14 protein-coding genes and 2 riboswitches are annotated in these 16,664 nt (G+C 62.2%); of the genes, 7 read left to right on the top strand and 7 right to left on the bottom strand.

The genetic code is table 11. From position 1 onward, the window contains the following. Nucleotides 1–140: 140 nt before the first annotated feature. Nucleotides 141–1,247, top strand: a complete 1,107-nt coding sequence (locus AC1Z36_RS05010) for an IS110 family RNA-guided transposase (protein WP_483561782.1) — start codon at nt 141–143, stop codon at nt 1,245–1,247. A gap of 291 nt (nt 1,248–1,538) precedes the next feature. On the opposite strand, the gene AC1Z36_RS05005 is transcribed toward AC1Z36_RS05010, so the two are convergent. From AC1Z36_RS05005 to AC1Z36_RS04995, 3 genes are all read right to left on the bottom strand, one after another. After that, on the bottom strand, nt 1,539–2,366 hold the full coding sequence (locus AC1Z36_RS05005; RefSeq protein WP_105656123.1) for a PspA/IM30 family protein: 828 nt from the start codon (nt 2,364–2,366) through the stop codon (nt 1,539–1,541). A gap of 84 nt (nt 2,367–2,450) precedes the next feature. Beyond that, nucleotides 2,451–3,170: an AAA family ATPase gene (locus tag AC1Z36_RS05000; RefSeq protein WP_483561781.1), complete on the bottom strand. Its 720-nt coding sequence runs from the start codon at nt 3,168–3,170 to the stop codon at nt 2,451–2,453. Nucleotides 3,171–3,282: 112 nt separating this feature from the next. Beyond that, nucleotides 3,283–5,181: an FAD-dependent monooxygenase gene (locus tag AC1Z36_RS04995; RefSeq protein WP_105656121.1), complete on the bottom strand. Its 1,899-nt coding sequence runs from the start codon at nt 5,179–5,181 to the stop codon at nt 3,283–3,285. A gap of 169 nt (nt 5,182–5,350) precedes the next feature. Between AC1Z36_RS04995 and AC1Z36_RS04990 the strand changes: the two genes are divergently transcribed. Both AC1Z36_RS04990 and AC1Z36_RS04985 read left to right on the top strand, forming a co-directional pair. Continuing rightward, a complete protein-coding gene (locus tag AC1Z36_RS04990) occupies nt 5,351–6,016 on the top strand; it encodes an IclR family transcriptional regulator (protein WP_105656120.1) in 666 nt (221 codons plus the stop codon). 408 nt (nt 6,017–6,424) lie between these two features. Further along, entirely contained in the window at nt 6,425–7,189 is a 765-nt protein-coding gene (locus tag AC1Z36_RS04985; protein ID WP_105656119.1) for a DUF2786 domain-containing protein, read from the top strand. On the opposite strand, the gene AC1Z36_RS04980 is transcribed toward AC1Z36_RS04985, so the two are convergent. Together AC1Z36_RS04980 and AC1Z36_RS04975 are read right to left on the bottom strand one after the other, a co-directional pair. Next, a complete protein-coding gene (locus AC1Z36_RS04980; protein WP_286134065.1) occupies nt 7,186–8,433 on the bottom strand; it encodes a CynX/NimT family MFS transporter in 1,248 nt (415 codons plus the stop codon). The two genes, AC1Z36_RS04985 and AC1Z36_RS04980, sit on opposite strands and share 4 nt — an antisense overlap. 115 nt (nt 8,434–8,548) lie before the next feature. Then, complete coding sequence (locus AC1Z36_RS04975; protein WP_105656117.1) at nt 8,549–9,007, bottom strand: GatB/YqeY domain-containing protein; 459 nt, start codon at nt 9,005–9,007, stop codon at nt 8,549–8,551. A gap of 109 nt (nt 9,008–9,116) precedes the next feature. On the opposite strand from AC1Z36_RS04975, the gene AC1Z36_RS04970 reads away from it, so the two are divergent. Beyond that, nucleotides 9,117–10,541, top strand: coding sequence for a DUF4232 domain-containing protein (locus tag AC1Z36_RS04970; RefSeq protein WP_483561780.1), 1,425 nt, complete (start codon nt 9,117–9,119; stop codon nt 10,539–10,541). A 12-nt stretch (nt 10,542–10,553) separates the two neighbouring features. Here the strand turns inward: AC1Z36_RS04970 and AC1Z36_RS04965 are convergent, their stop codons facing one another. Together AC1Z36_RS04965 and AC1Z36_RS04960 are read right to left on the bottom strand one after the other, a co-directional pair. Continuing rightward, complete coding sequence (locus AC1Z36_RS04965; protein WP_483561778.1) at nt 10,554–11,828, bottom strand: carboxylate--amine ligase; 1,275 nt, start codon at nt 11,826–11,828, stop codon at nt 10,554–10,556. A 13-nt stretch (nt 11,829–11,841) separates the two neighbouring features. Beyond that, a complete protein-coding gene (locus AC1Z36_RS04960) occupies nt 11,842–12,984 on the bottom strand; it encodes a lipid II:glycine glycyltransferase FemX (protein ID WP_105656114.1) in 1,143 nt (380 codons plus the stop codon). A 96-nt stretch (nt 12,985–13,080) separates the two neighbouring features. Here AC1Z36_RS04960 and AC1Z36_RS04955 point away from each other — a divergent pair, with 96 nt between their 5' ends. From AC1Z36_RS04955 to AC1Z36_RS04945, 3 genes are read left to right on the top strand one after another with little or no spacing between them, the layout of a single operon-like run. After that, the gene (locus AC1Z36_RS04955) at nt 13,081–13,410 is read left to right on the top strand and encodes a metal-sensitive transcriptional regulator (RefSeq protein WP_105656113.1); all 330 of its coding nucleotides are present in this window, start codon (nt 13,081–13,083) and stop codon (nt 13,408–13,410) included. Nucleotides 13,411–13,469: 59 nt separating this feature from the next. Beyond that, nucleotides 13,470–13,784: a heavy-metal-associated domain-containing protein gene (locus tag AC1Z36_RS04950; protein WP_105656112.1), complete on the top strand. Its 315-nt coding sequence runs from the start codon at nt 13,470–13,472 to the stop codon at nt 13,782–13,784. A gap of 56 nt (nt 13,785–13,840) precedes the next feature. Beyond that, nucleotides 13,841–16,099, top strand: a complete 2,259-nt coding sequence (locus AC1Z36_RS04945) for a heavy metal translocating P-type ATPase (RefSeq protein ID WP_483561777.1) — start codon at nt 13,841–13,843, stop codon at nt 16,097–16,099. Nucleotides 16,100–16,327: 228 nt separating this feature from the next. After that, nucleotides 16,328–16,426, top strand: a riboswitch (glycine riboswitch). Further along, nucleotides 16,427–16,535: riboswitch (glycine riboswitch) on the top strand. The last annotated feature ends 129 nt before the right edge of the window (nt 16,536–16,664 follow it).

Below are 16,664 nucleotides of genomic sequence, written 5' to 3'. Positions count from 1 at the left end.
TGGCGCTTGTGGCTAGGACCTAGACCCTATGAGTAAGAGGTTTTTTCGCCAGGCCTCTTGCGGATCAGGGCCTCACGGTGCAGATTCGTGGATCATCCCCGAGAACGGCTCGGGGATGCCGACATGCAGCGGAGGCCCTGATGTTTACCCAGCGTACTGCGATCGGACTGGATGTGCACGCACGATCCATCCGCGCAACAGCCCTCGACACCCGCACGGGTGAAGTCCTCGAAGCGAAACTCCCCGGCGGGAACGAAGCCGTCACGACCTGGATCACCGGGATCGCTGCCGACCACGGACCCGTCGCGGTCGCCTACGAAGCCGGTCCTACCGGATTCAGCCTCGCACGCACCCTCGCGGGCATGAACTACCCGGTGACCGTCGCGGCCCCGTCGAAGCTCCTGCGCCCTTCCGGGGACAAGGTCAAAACCGATGCCCGCGATGCCCTGCTGCTGGCACGACTGATCAAAGTCGATGAACTCGTGGCAGTGCGAGTGCCGACGCTCGTCGAGGAATCCGCCAGAGACCTCGTCCGAGCACGCGAGGACGCCAGAGTTGAGCTGATGATGTGCAGGCATCGGCTCTCGAAGCTCCTGCTGCGCCATAGCTTCATCTATGACGGCAGTACGTGCTGGGGCTCCAGGCATGAGGCCTGGCTGCGGCGTATCAGGAAGAACGAGCTCGCAAGCCTTGGCACCGGAACGTTGGCGGCCTTCGACGCTGCCTTCGATGCGGCCACTTTCGGTCTTGCCCGGCGTGACCGGCTCGATGAGCAGATCAGCAAGATGGCTGCCGAATCCCAGTTCACTGCCGTGACCAACAGGCTGTGCTGCCTGCGTGGCATCAACACCCTGACCGGGTTCGCTCTCGCAGTCGAGCTCGGTGGCTGGGAACGATTCACCGGCCGCACCATTGCGTCCTATCTTGGCCTGGTGCCCAGCGAATATTCCTCGGGGACCAGCAGGTCCTTGGGCGGGATCACGAAGACCGGGAACACCCATGCCCGCCGGCTGCTCGTCGAGGCTGCATGGCATCACAAACCGCGGTACCAGCCGGGGAAAACCATGACCGACCGGTGGGCCAAGGCATCGGCCCAGGCAGCGGCACGGGGCGATGCCGGGAATCGGCGCCTGAACCAGCGGTGGAATACCTTGGCCAGCCACAAGAAGAAGCACACCGTCGCGTGCACCGCGATTGCCCGTGAACTTGCCGGTTGGTGCTGGTCATTGGCCGTGATGGACGAATAATTCTGCAAGTCTCGCCTCTCATATCATGCTAAGTGGAGCATGCAGCGTGAAGAGCGCATCAGCGGAAGGCCTATGAGCAGCATCCCAAGAGGTGCCACGCTCGATCCTAGACAAGCTGGTTGCTCTCGCCGAAACAGGGTCATGCGGTAACCAACCCGCGTATGTCAGACTGACCACGCGTCACCAAGACACGCCGCACCACCGGGTCGATCAGGGAGGTGAAAAGCACCCGCTCGGCAATCCAGCCGAGCGGGTGCTAACCCATGCCTACTTGACAATTACGGGCACATATCAGGCCTGGTTCTTCTTCAAGGCAGCCAGGCGTGCTTCGATCTCGGAAACCTGCGGTGCGCCGGCTTCGATCTGCGCTGCGCCGTCGGCTTCCTCGAGGATGTCCTGTGGGGCGTTGCTGGCCTTCAAGGCTGCCAAGCGCGCATCAACTTCGGTCTCGGCACCGAGGTCTTCCAGCTGCGCGAACTGCGCATCCAGGGAAGAGGCCGCCAGTTCCTGCGCACCGCGGACCTTGGCTTCGTCCTGGCGGATCTGCTGCTCGAAGCGGCTGATCTCGCTGGTCGGGTCGTTGATGTCCAGGGCCTTGAGGGTGTCCATCATCTGGTTCTGGGTCTTGGCATTGCGCGCGCGGGCCACCAGCTCATCGCGCTTGGCCACCAGTTCCTGGCGCTTGGTCTGCATGGTGTTCAGACCGGTCTTCAGCTTGGCCACGACATCACGCTGGGTGGTGATCGTGGATCCCAGGTTCTTGGCGCGCTTCTCGGCGTCCATCTGGCGCTGGATGGCCACCGTGGCCAGCTGGTTGAACTTCTGCTGGTTGGTGCTGTCACCGGCGGCAGAATATTCGTCAGCCTTGTTCGACGCGGCCAGCGCCTTGTTGCCCCAGTCCTTGGCTTCCTGCTGGAACTTGGCGTGGTCGTCCTCGGCCATGCGCAGGTTGCCGATGGTCTGGGCAACCGCCTGCTCGGCCTGGGCAATGTTGTTGGTGTATTCGCGAACCGACTGGTCCAGCATCTTCTTCGGATCCTCCAGAGCATCCAAAGCGGCGTTGGCGTTAGCCTTGCCGATACCGAACATTCGAGCCCAAATTGAGCGCTTCTTGGCCATAGTGCGTCCCTTCGTCTTCCGTTGCTTAAAGCTTAGGGGAATTAGCAGCGCCGCTCTAACCGAAGACCACGCTGCGTCGGCAATCTAGTCATTGAAATGGCGCAGGTACCGTCCCGGGGCATCCAGGAAAAGCCGCCAGTTCCGCACCATGTCCAACTCGTCGTAGTCCGATTCGCGGATGCCCCACTCCCCGATTTCATAGATTCGCGCCTCCGGCAAGGAAGCAAGAATTGGCGAGTGGGTGGAGAGAATTACCTGGGAACCGGAACGCAGCAGATCTGCAATATGCGAGATCAGCATGAGGCAGCCATTGAAGGACAGCGCTGATTCGGCTTCGTCGAAAACCCACAACCCATTGACATACGAGCGCTCGGTGAAGAACTCGACGAAGGATTCGCCATGGCTCTGGAAATTGTGCTTTCCGCGCGAGCCGATGGAGCCCAGATAGGCGAAGTGCCCGTGCATGGTTTCCGCGCGCAAGAACACGCCGGCCTTGGACGCACCGGCTCCGCGTTCCAATTGCAGGTGCGAGGACAACCCGGATTCGGTTGGTTGGGTCTGGTGCATGCTGTTGCGGGTTCCGCCCTCGGCATTCAGCCCAAAGGCCGCTGCAATCGCCTCGACGAGTGTCGATTTTCCTGCGCCGTTCTCCCCCACCAGCACAGTCAGCTGGCCTAGTTCAAGGCCCTCGTCAAGCAGTTGCTGCACCGCCGGGATCTGGGCGGCCCAGTCGGAACGATCCATGGGTGCCTTGGGATGTTCGGTGACGCGGCGAACCGGCAGCGTGTCGAAAAGTGCGCTCATGCACCCGAGGCTACCAGCAGCGCGCGACAGCTTGGCGGCAGTTATGCAGGCTTGGCCCCTTGGCCGCACCCATGGTTCAGCAGGGTGCGGCCAAAAGAGCCAATAGGGTTTTCTAGCCGTTGACCGGAAGCATGTTCCCGGCGAAGAACCCGGCGATCTCCTCACGCGCATCCAGCGGGAAGATCCCGGCGACGTACTGATCCGGGCGGACCACCACGATGGCGCCGTTCTTGCTGATTTCGCGGTCGCGGAAGATGTCGCGGCCGTGGCCGGCTGCGAATACCTGGTTGATGTCGTGCAGGCCGTACGGGACCTTCAGCGGCTGGAAGGCCTTGGGCACATCATGCAGCTCGACCTGCGTATAGTCCTGCTGGTAGATGGCCTTGGTATCGAAAACGGCATCCTCGTCCCCGCCTGCCGGGGTGTACAGGTTGCGCGGCGATGCCGGATCGGCGCTCCACCAAGCGGCGAAGTCGGCCATTGCGGTGCCCTCCAGTGCCGGTGCTGCCGCATCGGCGAAGGCGTAGATGCGCCAGCGTCCGTCAGCCTCGTGGAAGTGGCCCAGGTGGCGCCAGCGGTTATCCGAACGGCGAATGACCTCGGCGGATTTGAAGCGCTTGCCCACCGGGAAGCCCGGGGCCAGATCCTGGTGCTCCAGGCCGGCGGTGATCGGCGATTGGGTGTACTGCGTCATGAACCCGGCAGGGAATTCCTGGGTCTTGGTGTAGTACTTCTCCAGCTCGTCAGGGTCTTCCCAATCGTCCACCGACTTGGCCATCAGGGTGGACCATTCCTTGTCGAAGTCGATCAGGTTCTGCGCGATGACCTTGCGTTCCCCGGCGTAGGTATCCAGCAGCGCATCCGGGGCGCGGCCTTCGAGCACGGCGGCCAGCTTCCAGCCCAGGTTGAAGCCGTCCTGGATGGACACGTTCATGCCCTGCCCGGCCTTGGCCGAGTGGGTGTGGCAGGCATCGCCCATGATGAAGGCGCGCGCGCAGCGGGTGCCGCGCTCCTCATCGGAAACGTCGTCGAAGCCGTCGGTGATCCGGTGGGCCACCTCGTAGACCGAGAACCAGGCGACGTTCTTCACGTCCATGGTGTACGGATGGATGATGCGGTTGGCCGTGGCCACGATTTCCTCGACCGGGGTGTTGCGGATGGCCCCGGCATCCTCGGCGGTCAGCTCGCCCAGGTCCACGTAGAAGCGGACGAGGTAGCCGCCCTCGCGCGGGATGAGCAGGATATTGCCCGCGTCGTGGGACTGGATGGAGCATTTGACCTGGATGTCCGGGAAGTCGGTGTTGACCATGACGTCCATGACGCCCCAGGCATGCAGGGCCGCATCGCCGTGCAGCTTGTGGCCCAGCGAGCGGCGCACCTGGCTGCGCGCACCGTCGCCGCCAACCAGGTACTTGGCCTTCACGATGCGCTCTTCGCCAGTACGCGGCCCCACCACGTACTTGATGCGCGCGGACACCGGGTACTCGGCGTCCGGGTCGATCTCGCAGCCGAGGTATTCCACGCCGTAGTCCGGGGTGATCTTGCCCGGCGCGCGTTCGGCGTCACGCAGGAAGTAGTCCAGGATGCGCGACTGGTTCACGTAGATGTGCGGGAATTCGCTCATTCCGGTGGAGTCGTCGGCAGCACGCGAATGGCGCTTGATGTTCGCCGGGTTCTCGGGGTCCGGGGTCCAGAAGCACATTTCGACATTGCGGTAGGCCTCTTCGACAACCTCGTTGGCGAAGCCGAAAGCCTGGAAGGTTTCCACCGAGCGGGCCTGGATGCCGTCGGCCTGGCCGACGTCGAGCCGGCCCGGGCGCATCTCGATGGCGCGGGCGTTGATGCTCGGGAAGCGCGAGAGCTGCGCGGTCACCACGGCGGCCGCCGGACCGGTTCCAACGATCAGCACATCCATTTCATCGGGAATTTGCTCGGCGCGGTCAATGCCGTAGCCGGCTGCTTCCTTGACCCGTGGATCCCCGGAAACGTATCCCCTGTGGTGAATCTGCATAATGTGGCTCCCCTATCGCTGTGCCGCTGAACTTCATTGTCTCTATAATTGCGACACTGTTCTAACTATAGAAACAATCGTAGCTTTCACGTAGGCTGTAGGCAAGACGTGGATCACACCGGGAACAGCACGGCAGGCATCTGCGCAGGCCAGATGGAATGATTGGAACATGAGCAAAACCACCGAAGGCGGTTCGCAGACCCTGGGCCGCGGGCTAGAGGCACTGACCCTGATCGGGGAATCCGCGACGCCGCTGAGCGTCTCGGAACTCGCCGGACTGCTGGGCGTGCACCGCTCCATGGCCTACCGGCTGGTCAAGACCTTCGAGCAGTACGGTTTCGTGGAACGCAATCCGGCAGGCGAGCTCGAGTTGGGAGCCCGCCTGGGCGCGCTGGCGCGCAACGTCGCCAAGTCCCTGCAGGCCGCGGCCGCACCGCATCTGGCCACCGTCTCCGATGAGCTGCAGATGACGGCGCTGCTTGTCGTCTTCGATGGCGAGGCAGCCGTTACCCTGAGCACCGCAGAACCCCGGCTCGCCGATGCCACCGTAGCCCAGCGCCCGGGCACCCGTCATCCGATCGACAACGGCGCACCGGGACGGGTCATCCGTTCCATGCTCAATCCCCAGGAGCACCCGGCCAAGGACTTCGAATTCAGCCATGACGAAGTGATCCCGGGACTAACCTCGATTGCCGTTCCGCTGGTGCTCCCGCAGGGCAAGCCCGCGGCCATCGCCGTCATCTACCCGCCACTGGAACGCGATCGCAACCACATTGCAGCCGTGCTTACGGCCGCCTCGGCACGCATCTCGGCAAGCCTGGGTATCCGCTCGTGAGCGGTACCTGCCCGCACGCTGCGCTAGCTAGGCGGTGCAGGCCTCATTGGAGCACCCCGCATCACGCGGACGGTAGGTCTGGGTTCCTTCAACCTTCTCCCACACTATGTGGCGGTGCTGCCCGCAGCGATCGCATGAAGGAGCCAGGTACGTGGCCCGCTCTTCCATGGTGTATGCACGAAAATCACCCATCACAACCTCCGATGACCAGCCGCGAAGCGAAGTTCGCGGGCCTGCTGGACCTGCTTGGTGCCTTCACTCTACGCGCGGTTTGCACAACCGGCTAGGGTCCACTGGCGGCAGTTACCCACAGCCCCTCAAGCAGGGCTCTGCACCTCGTGGCAAACTAATGCAGAGAACCGGATATGACCGCTTCGCCACCGCCGGACCGCTAGCAAGGAAGAAGCCATGAGCACCTCTGAGCAAAAGCTGCAACGCTTGAAAGAACGCATTGCCCTATTGCTGAACAAGGCCGAGAACACCACTTTTCCGCACGAAGCGCAGACCTTCCAGGAACATGCCGAACGGCTCATGGTGCGCTATGGCATCGGCCGTGCGGAACTGGATGCCGACTCGGCCCACCGGGGCAAGAAGAAGGAAGCCATTATCGAGGAGCACTTCGATATGCGCGGCGTCTACCGCCTGGGACAGCGCGATGGCCTGTCCGCTGTGGGCCGGGCCTTCCGCACGGTGTCCATGCTGCAAAGCAACTACTCGACCTCGTGCAGGCTGTACATCATCGGCCATGAATCGGATGTAGCTACCGTCAAGAATCTCTTCGCCTCCTTGGTTGTCCAGGCGACTGCCGCCATGGCCCACTGGTGGGCACAGGAGGGCAAGCTCTACGCGAACTGGTACACCGATTCCGAGAAAACCATTGAACGCCGCGAATTCCAGCGCAGCTTCTACCTGCAAGTCGCTTCGCGCATCGCCATCCTCTACCAGGAAGAAAGCGTGCACAGCGGCAGCGGGACCGAACTGGTCCTGGCTAGCCGCAAGGAACAGGTCGACGAATTCGTCAGCAACCAATATCCGTTCCTGCGCCGCAGCAGGAACCGCGCCGCAGCCGGAAGCGCCAATGCCTCATTGGCCGGACGGGTCGCAGGAAGCCAGGCAGATCTCGGTTTCGACAAGCACGTCGACTCAGCCGCGACCGGCGAAGTCGCCAGCTAGCGCACTTGCTCTAGTTGCGTGTCCTCGATGTAGCGCGGACGCCCGGCCATGATGCCGACCAGGGTCTGGAAAACGATCAAGCCGGCAATAAGCCACATTGGCGCAACCCATGAACCCGAAGTTTCGTGCAGCACCCCGACCAGGAACGGACCGGGGAACGCCAGCAGATAGCCCGCAGACTGGCCGAAGGTGGAGAGCTTCGAGACACCCGCGGCGGTGCGGGCCTTCAAGCCGATCATGGTCAAGGCCAGCGGGAAGTTCGACCCGCAAATGCCCAGCAGCACCGCCCACAGCACCGCTCCCTGGACCGGAGCAAGCAGCATGCCGATGATCGCGATGATGCCCACGGCACCGTTGAAGATCACCAGTGGCGCCTGATTCGAGAATTTGGCAGCGAGCGCCGGCATCACGAAGGACAAAGGCACGCCCACACCCAGCAGGATCGCCAGCAGGGATCCAGCGAATGCCGGCGAGACTCCCAAGTCGATGAAGATCTTGGGCAGCCACCCCATGAAGATATAAGCCACGGCGGACTGCCCGCCGAAGAACAACGCCACCCACCATGCGGTGGCGTTCTTGCTCATCGGCCCGATGCCGGCCGCATCATTTGAGTTACTGGCAAGATGCTGCTGCTGGGCTGCGATTTGGTTGCGCATCCCGAAGTACACCAAAAGCCACAGCACCAGCGCCAGCAAGGCCAGAATTGCCCAGAATCCCAAGCCCACGCGCCAGTTTCCGCCGAGCATCTGATTCACCGGCACGGCGACCCCCGCAACTCCGGAAGCACCCAAGGCAACCGCCGTAGTGTAGGCGCCGGTGACAATCCCGATCTTTCCCGGGAACCAGCGCTTGACCAGTACCGGCATGAGAATGTTGCCCACCGCGATGCCCGCAAGGGCCAATGCGGTGCACAGCAGGAAGAATCCGGTCCCCGGAGCCACCGCGCGCAGGGCAATGCCCAACAGGACAGCACCCATGGCTGAGGCCACCACTAGTTCCGGTCCGCGCTTCCCGGCCAGCCGTGGCGCCAAGGGACCCAGCAGCGCGAAGCACAGTGGAGGGATGCCGGTGATCATTCCGGCCACGAAGCCATTCATCTGCAGGTCGCCAATCACCAGATCAAGCAGGGACCCCAAGGAGGTGACGGCAGGACGCAGGTTCAGCGAGGCCAGGATGATGGCAAGGATCAGCAGTGCGCCAGAGCCCTTGGACAGGGTGGCGCGGTTTTTCGGGAAGTCAGGCATGGTATCCACAGACTATCTGCTTCAAAACCCGGATCCCATCCCCGTTGCCTGGACTACGGCAACGGGCCGCCCCAAAAGTTGGACGGCCCGTGCCGAATGAAAAGTCCAGTGTTGGCTAGCCCAGTTTGGCGCGCACCATCTGGGAGACAGCCTTGCCATCGAAGCGGCCAGCGATTTCGGCGCCGACCAGCTTCATGGCCTGGCCCATGTCCTTCATGGTCAGGTCGTGATCGGCTGCAAGTTCGGTCATGATCCTCTCGACAATGTCCTGGGCTTGCGCTTCGTCAAGCATCTTGGGCAGGTACGTGGAGATGAAGGCGGCTTCGGCCAATTCGCGTTCAGCCAATTCGGTGCGGCCGTCCTTGGCGGCCAGGCCAGCAGTTTCCTCGCGGTTGCCGACTTCCTTGCGAAGCAGGTTCTCGACATCCTGGTCGTTGAGCTCGCTGGGGTTCTTTCCCGACTTCTCCTTGGTGCCGATGGCACTGAGGATATTGCGCAGGGTCGTCTTCTCCAGCTCGTTGCCGGCCTTCAGATGGGCGATGCTGTCATCGCGCAGGCGATCTTTCAAACTCATGGGAACTCGCTTTCAATACGTGTGCTTGAAATTTTACTCGCATTATGCCGTTACCGTTTTCCGGAGTACCAGCGGTCAAGCATGAGGTCGCATTTGATACAGTAGCCAGATGAATTCACTGCGCGCTGGAGCTAGCGTCATCGCACTGGCTCTTATCGCAGCCATCCTGGTGATCTGGCAGCCATGGAATTCCTGCGACGCGCCCGATGAAGTTTGCGATTTCGTTGCAGCCGTCGAGGACCGGGACGGGGTCCTTGGCGTCCAGATGTCCTCCGAGGTCATGGATCACGATGCCTTGGCCGCACCGGATCTGTCAGTTGACCTGCAATTCGTGCTCTCGGATCAGCTCGATCCTGTGCAAGCGGAAGAAATCGTGCGGGAGATGGCACAACAGATCCAGGCTGGGGCCCATGCCCTGAACTTGCGGGACATCGATCTGGCCTTTGTCGCCGGTGAACCCCAAAATGTCCCAGGCTCAAAAACGAAAACCTACCCTCTGGAAGTCTCCGACAATTTTTCGCACTTTGGAGGCGAAGAGCAAGCGAAGCCTGGTCTTCTCGGCGAGCGAGCTTCATTCGCATTCCGCCTACGCGAGCTGGGCGCGGCAAGTGCGGCTAACTACTCGGCCACGGCGCTTAGCTTGGAGCAGCTGCTGGCGCTGGGAAAATTCGCTGCACAGGCCAAGCACCCCACCGATTTGGCACTAGCAGATCGATCCGTGCGCTATTCGCCCGCGAATCGCACTGATATTCCCGAGCTCCAGCTTCTTATCGAGGCGGCCAAGCGAGGTTTCTTCGAGAGCGCCAGCATTGACCATTCCGGATTGAACCTGGTCCTCGGCAACGAGGCGCCAGCAGAGGCGGAAAAGGAAACCCGCTTATGGCTGGAGCGGCATGGTCCCTTTGGCGAGCCCATGCCCTACAAGCTGGCATCGCCTCGATACGAGGTCCTTGCTGAAGGCTGGGTTGGAAACAAGAAACCACAATGGCTGATCCCCAAGCCTGTGGTTCTTCCCGACAAGGTCAAAAGCTGGCCAGCGAATCAGCCAGCTCCGTTGTGCGCAGAGGGGGACTTGGAAATAGCCCTCGGCGCACCCGATGCAGCTGCCGGTTCACGGTACATGGCGGTCTACGCCAAGAACATTTCTGCTCGCTCGTGCGCGTTGCAGTCCTACCCGCAGATCGATTTCCTCGACGAGGCCGGCGATGCCCAGCCGGATATCGAGCTGCAGCCCGAACCGGATATCCTCCTTGAACGCGTTGCCATCCCTTCCGGCAAAGCGGTGATTTCGACGCTGGATTGGAATGCCATGTCAACGTCCCAGGATCCGGATGAAACCGTTGCCCTGGTCATCGCCGCAGCCAAGGGGATGAAACCGGTCCAGCTCGCACCCCAATACGATGGCCAGCCGACGTCCCTTGACATCCTGGACGGGGCGCAGATCGCCCAAAGCCCCTGGGTCCAGGCGCGCGACGGGTGGGCAATTCCTGGAGACGCCTTCAAACCGCAACCACCGGCCACTCCTAGGCCCTAGGCCTGGGCAAGCCTACTGGGTGCGCGGAGGGAACGCCTTGAACTTGCGGTAGTGGTTGGCCGCATTCAACAGCAGATAGAGCTTGCGGCGAGGGTTCTTCTCGGCTGCGAACTTCAACGGGTTCGAGACCTTGCCGGCCTTGAGCAGTGCTTCCGCCTTGCGGCCGGTTCCGCTGTCCAGGAAGCGGCGCAGCAAGTGGTGCGGCAGCACGGTGAATAGCCGCTGGCGCGACAGCTGCAAGACACCTGTGCCGGTGTCCACCACCGCGTCGGTTTCCGGGTTCGACTGATCGAACTGCGCGCCGAGGAACTCGGTGACATAGAAACGGGCCGGGTTCACCCCGGCTGCGGTCAGGTAGAAGTGGTTGCGGCCCAGGCGCGGGTTGATCTCGAAGAATTTGATCTGGCCATCGCGGTGATCGTATTTGGCATCGATCATGGCAATTCCGCGCCAGCCCAGTTCTTCGAGCATGCGCGCGCCATCGGCGGCCATCGCATCGTTGCGACCGGTGACAATGGCGGCCGAATTGCCCAGCACCAGCGGGGCATGCTCCTCGATCACCACTTCGCCGTAGCCGGCGAAGATGACCTTTTCTTCCTGGGTGGCGAAGTAGGTGCACAGGCGCATCGCGTCATCTCCGCCCGGAATGTACTCCTGGAAGATGTAGCCCGAGTCGTAGCCGCTGCCATCGATTCTGGAAATCAGGGCTTCGAGGTCGGCGCGGCTGTCGATGGTGTGGATCTTCTGCTTGCCCTCGAACTTGGCGGCGATCCAATCCGCGGAGCTCGATGGCTTGCCGATGACCGGGTAGTCGAAGGAACCAACCAGCGAATCCAGCGGGGCTCCCGGGTAATACACGGCGGTGCGCGGATGGGCGATGCCCAATTTTTCGGCGAGCGCGTAGAAGTTCTCTTTCAGTGCCGCACCCTCGATGGTTTCCAGCTGGGGGTACGGGATGACGTACTGTTCCTCAAGCTGCTCACGGTTCTTGGCGATCAGCATGATGTGGAAGTCCAGGGAGCCGAAAAGCATCAGCGGCCGATCCGCCGCGGCCTTCAGCTCATCGGCCAGCTCGGCCAGGGCCGCTACTACGCGTCCCTCGTCGGCCATGGAACCGATGGGGCGCAGTTCGATGGCTACCGAGTGCTCGATGACGCCGTTGCCGGCAGCCGGCAGAACCACCGAGCGCACCCCGTAGGCCTCGTAGAATTCGCGCGCCAAGGTGTAGGTGCCGATGTCCCCGCCGAGGATGACCGGGACAAATGGCTGGGTTGGATCGATTGCCAAAGTGGTGTTTTCCCTACTTCTTGCGCCAGTTCATGTATTTTTCGAAGGCCCACGCCAGGGGCTTGTTCAGCGCCAGGTCCCACTCGCCGTTGGTCTGCACGATGTCGCAGCCGGTGTTGGTCTTGAACTTGGTCAGCCCCGAGAGGTGGTGCTCCTTGTCCAGGGTCGCGCTCACGCCGCCCTGGTCCAGATAGCGGCAACCTGCCTCGATGGAATCGATGACCATGTGCTGCATGATCGCCTTCGGCGCGAACAGCTTGCGCTGCTCCGAGGAGGAAGCGCCGTACAGGTACCAGGCCAGGTTCGAGGAACGGATGACAATGGATGCGGCCAGGTCCACGCCTTCATTGCTGGCGATGTACAGGGTGCAGGAGCCCGGCACCGCTTCGTTGAGCACGGTGTGCATCTTCTCGAAGTAGCCCAGCGGGCGGCCGGTGAAGTCCTGGCGATCCGCGGTGTGGTTGTACAGGGCATGGAAGCGGGCCATGTCCTTGGTCTGGCCGACTTCGATTTCCAGGGTGCTCTTCAGCGCCTTGCGGGTCTCGTTGCGGGTGGTCGCCGAGTAGCTGGCCATGACCTGGTCCACGTCCAGCTGGTTGCCGTCATCATCTTGCAACGCCACGCGGGCCACGAATTCCGGCTGGCCCGCAGCGAAGTCCAGTCCCACATCTTCTTTGGAGAAGCCCATTTCCAGCAAGGCGTCATTCAGCGCTAGCGCGGTGCCTGAGGTGCTCTGGGTTTCAAGGTCAGCGAGCTGGGTGAACCCTTCCTTGCCCAGGTTCTTGCGCACCGCGGCGGCACCCCAGGTGCGCACGGCCAGTCCCGGGCCCATCTTCAGCTGGAATGCGCCACGATTCTTCAGGTAGGCGGCCAGCGGCTGGATTACCTGTCCAGGAGCATAGGTGCCGAAGTCGATGACCGGGCCATCGGGGATGTAGGCGAGGGTCTTCTTGATGACCGGGGCTGCACGATGCAGCACCAGTGCCGCGCCTACCAGCTCGTCTTCCTCGAACCAGCCGAGGGATTCACCGCGCCAGCCGCCCTTGACCTGGGCCCATTCGGGACGCTGCAGGAAGCTGACGTCTTGGGCGGTCTCAAGGAATGATGAGTGCTCGGTGCCGGAAATCGGACGCACATGAAGTTCGTTGTGGCTCACGGGTGAAATCCTACCGTGCTTCCCTCTCCGGCTGGGGGATGCTGGATACCCCCAGGGGGTACTTGACTTAATACCCCTAGGGGGTATGATCGTTATATGGATACCAACCACACGCCACATGAAACAGCTGAGCACCACGGCTATCACGCGGATAAAAGCGCCTTGGAACGACGCCTGAAGCGCATTGAAGGCCAGGTGCGCGGAGTGGCCAAGATGGTAGATGAAGACAAGTACTGCATCGACATCCTGACCCAGATCTCCGCTATCAACGCGGCATTGCACAAGGTCAGCGTGCAGCTGATCGATGACCATATCGGCCATTGCGTGGTTGATGCGGCCAAGTCATCCATCGAGACGGGTGATCCATCCATCGTGCAAGACAAAATCGCCGAGGCCACGGCCGCCATCTCCCGTTTGGTGCGCTGAGCGCGCCCCAACGGACCCATTTCCAATTCACACAGAATTCATCGAAAGAGAGCAAGATCATGAGCCACAACTGCAATTGCGGATGCTCCTCGGAAAAGAACTCCAACCAGGGCCTGCAGATCATTCCCCGCGAGCAGAGCACCCCGCTGACTAGCCATGTGGAAATCAAGATCTCCGGCATGACCTGCGGCCACTGCGTATCCTCTGTCACCGAGGAGCTCAAGGAGCTTGACGGGGTGCAAGAGGTGGAAGTGTTCCTCGATGCGAAGGGCGTGTCCACCGCCAACGTCACCACCAGCGCAACCGTAAGCGAAGAGAGCATTCGCAATGCCATCGACGAGGCTGGTTACACCGTCGAAGCAATTAACGCCTAGCCGCAAAAAAGCCAGGCACCAAGCCACAACGGCAAGAAAGTGCAAGGTCGTAAATCATGACTTCCCATGCCCCGCATGAAACAATCCCCGAATTGCGCACCGTCGATCTGGACATCCAGGGAATGACCTGCGCCTCGTGCGTGAATCGGGTGGAACGCAAACTCGGCAAGCTGCCCGGTGTCAGCGCGACGGTGAACCTGCCCCTGGAAACCGCCAAGGTCCAGGTCCCAGCCGATGTCACCGATGAAGCACTGATCGATACGGTGCACGCCGCCGGCTATACCGCTTCCCTCAAGCACCCGCCCAAACCCGCCGGTTCGGATCACCAGGGACACGGGGAGCATGATCACGGCGGGCACGAGCACATGGTGCCCAACCACCTGCTGCGCCGCCTGCTGGTCTCCGCGATCTTCACCATTCCGCTGTTCATCATTTCCATGATTCCCGCAGCGCAGTTCCCGCATTGGGGTTGGGTCGCCTTCGCGCTGGCCACTCCCGTGGTCTTCTACGGCGCCTGGCCTTTCCACAAGGCAGCGGCCGTCAACGCACGGCACCTGGCCTCGACCATGGACACTCTGGTTTCCCTCGGTGTGCTCGCGGCCTACTTCTTCTCTGCAGTGCAGCTGATCCTCGATCCGCAGCTGACCGCCCATATCGGCATGTCCATGTCCGAGCATGCGCTCTACTTTGAAACTGCCGGCGTCGTGGCCACCTTGCTGCTGCTGGGCCGTTTCCTGGAGCACCGCGCCAAGTCCTCGGCATCCGATGCGCTGAAGTCCTTGCTGAACCTGGGCGCCAAGGATGCAGTGGTGCTTCGCGACGGCGCCGAAGTGAAAATCCCGGCCGTGCAGGTGCAGGTCGGGGACCATTTCGTGGTGCGCCCCGGCGAGAAGATCGCTACTGATGGCGTGGTCATTGACGGCGCCAGCGCGGTAGACACCTCGCTGCTTACGGGCGAATCGGTCCCGCAGAAGGCCGGGCCCGGCGATGAAGTCACCGGCGCGACCTTGAATGCCTCGGGCCGGCTGGTGATCGAAGCTACCCGCGTTGGCGCGGACACCACCTTGGCCCAGATGGGCAAGCTGGTCTCCGAAGCCCAATCGGGCAAGGCGCCCATTGCCCGCCTGGCTGACCGGATATCCTCCGTCTTCGTGCCGATCGTACTGGCCATTGCGCTGCTCACGTTCGTGACCTGGTTCTTTGCCAGCGGCGATCCCTACCAGGCGTTCACCGCTGCGGTCGCCGTGCTGGTCATCGCCTGCCCCTGCGCGTTGGGCCTGGCGACCCCGATCGGCTTGCTGGTCGGTACCGGCCGCGGCGCGCAGCTGGGCATCCTGATCCGCGGCCCGCAGGTCCTGGAAGATACCCGCAAGCTGGACACCATCGTGCTGGACAAGACCGGCACCGTGACCACCGGGGTCATGGCCCACCAGGGCACCCAGGCCATCGACGGAGTCGATCCCGATGAGGTCCTGGTCTTGGCCGGTGCCGTGGAACACCATTCCGAGCATCCGATCGCCCAGGCCATCGCCAAGGCCGCAGCCGGCTTGGGCCCGCTGCCCGAAGCCAGCGACTTCGATTCCGATCCGGGCGGCGGCGTGGTCGGCACGGTCAACGGGCATCGCGTTGCCGTAGGCCGCTTCAGCTGGCTCGAAGCCCAGGGCGCGTCCTTGGATGACTCCGCCAAGGCCATGCTCGCGGAAGCCGAGCAGGCCGGCGCGACCGCCATCCTGGTCGCGGTGGACCAGCAGTTCCAGGCAGTGATCTCGGTGGCGGACAAGATCAAGGACAGCTCCGCAAAAGCTATTGCCGAACTCCAGGAGCGCGGCCTGCGCGTGGTGCTGCTGACCGGCGACAACCAGTCGGTGGCTACCGAGGTTGCCGCCCAGGTAGGCATCAAGGCCGAGGACGTATTCGCCGGGGTCTTCCCTGCCGGCAAGGCCCAGGCGATCACCTCATTGCAAGAGCAGGGCAAGGTCGTGGCCATGGTGGGCGATGGGGTGAATGACGCGCCAGCACTGGCGCAGGCCGACCTCGGCATCGCCATGGGCTCGGGCACCGATGTGGCCATCGAAGCCGCGGACATCACCCTGATGGGTAACGACCTGCATCAGGTCACGCAGGCCATCGACCTGTCGGCCCGAACCCTGTCCACCATCAAGATGAACCTGTTCTGGGCTTTCGCCTACAACACTGCCGGCATTCCGATTGCGGCCCTGGGCTTGCTGAACCCGATGATCGCCGGAGCGGCCATGGCAGCCAGCTCGGTGCTGGTGGTATTGAACTCGCTGCGGCTGCGACGGTTCGGGAAGTAGCCCTCCGTACCTCCCCACGCGGGGCATCGGTTGAACCGATGCCCCGTTTTGCCGCATCCATGCCCTTGCTTCCCGAATCATTACGAAGCGGAGAATCCCCCATTTCGCCAGCCACTTTCCACGATTGGCGTGGCCAAGCGGTTATCCGGGGCCCGAAGTGTGAAATTGCGACTTGCACCACGTTCATTTTTCTGCGCATACTGTGATGGCAATCACCACATATGCCGTTGATGCGTGGCGGGAGAGATCCGCTCACACCATGGGCGGGCGCCGTAGGAGCAATTTCCTCCCCGGGAAACTCTCAGGCACCTGTACCGCTACGAACAGGCACCTCTGGAAAGCAGCCCAGGTTCGTCCGGGCTCACCGAAGGAGCAAGCTTCACCCAGTATTCGGGTGGAAGTGAAAACTCTCAGGTTGTAATACAGATTGGGGAGGGACCAAGAACAGTGCCGCACCGAGCGCACCAGTTTCGAGGGACTCCCCGTGGCATTCGCAGCAACTGCTCTGAGCGCAGCATGCCGCGCAATGCCCAGCTGGAATCCTTCCTAGTCGGATGCGTTCTTC

This window comes from Glutamicibacter sp. BS14, from assembly GCF_056934375.1.
This window is presented reverse-complemented; position numbering and strand designations above follow the sequence as displayed.

Coding starts and splice junctions, on each gene's coding strand:
- AC1Z36_RS05000 (WP_483561781.1), bottom strand. CDS start 3,170: ATGAGCGCACTTTTCGACACGCTGCCGGTTCGCCGCGTCACCGAACAT.
- AC1Z36_RS04955 (WP_105656113.1), top strand. CDS start 13,081: ATGGATACCAACCACACGCCACATGAAACAGCTGAGCACCACGGCTAT.
- AC1Z36_RS05005 (WP_105656123.1), bottom strand. CDS start 2,366: ATGGCCAAGAAGCGCTCAATTTGGGCTCGAATGTTCGGTATCGGCAAG.
- AC1Z36_RS04985 (WP_105656119.1), top strand. CDS start 6,425: ATGAGCACCTCTGAGCAAAAGCTGCAACGCTTGAAAGAACGCATTGCC.
- AC1Z36_RS05010 (WP_483561782.1), top strand. CDS start 141: ATGTTTACCCAGCGTACTGCGATCGGACTGGATGTGCACGCACGATCC.
- AC1Z36_RS04945 (WP_483561777.1), top strand. CDS start 13,841: ATGACTTCCCATGCCCCGCATGAAACAATCCCCGAATTGCGCACCGTC.
- AC1Z36_RS04975 (WP_105656117.1), bottom strand. CDS start 9,007: ATGAGTTTGAAAGATCGCCTGCGCGATGACAGCATCGCCCATCTGAAG.
- AC1Z36_RS04950 (WP_105656112.1), top strand. CDS start 13,470: ATGAGCCACAACTGCAATTGCGGATGCTCCTCGGAAAAGAACTCCAAC.
- AC1Z36_RS04995 (WP_105656121.1), bottom strand. CDS start 5,181: ATGCAGATTCACCACAGGGGATACGTTTCCGGGGATCCACGGGTCAAG.
- AC1Z36_RS04970 (WP_483561780.1), top strand. CDS start 9,117: ATGAATTCACTGCGCGCTGGAGCTAGCGTCATCGCACTGGCTCTTATC.
- AC1Z36_RS04990 (WP_105656120.1), top strand. CDS start 5,351: ATGAGCAAAACCACCGAAGGCGGTTCGCAGACCCTGGGCCGCGGGCTA.
- AC1Z36_RS04980 (WP_286134065.1), bottom strand. CDS start 8,433: ATGCCTGACTTCCCGAAAAACCGCGCCACCCTGTCCAAGGGCTCTGGC.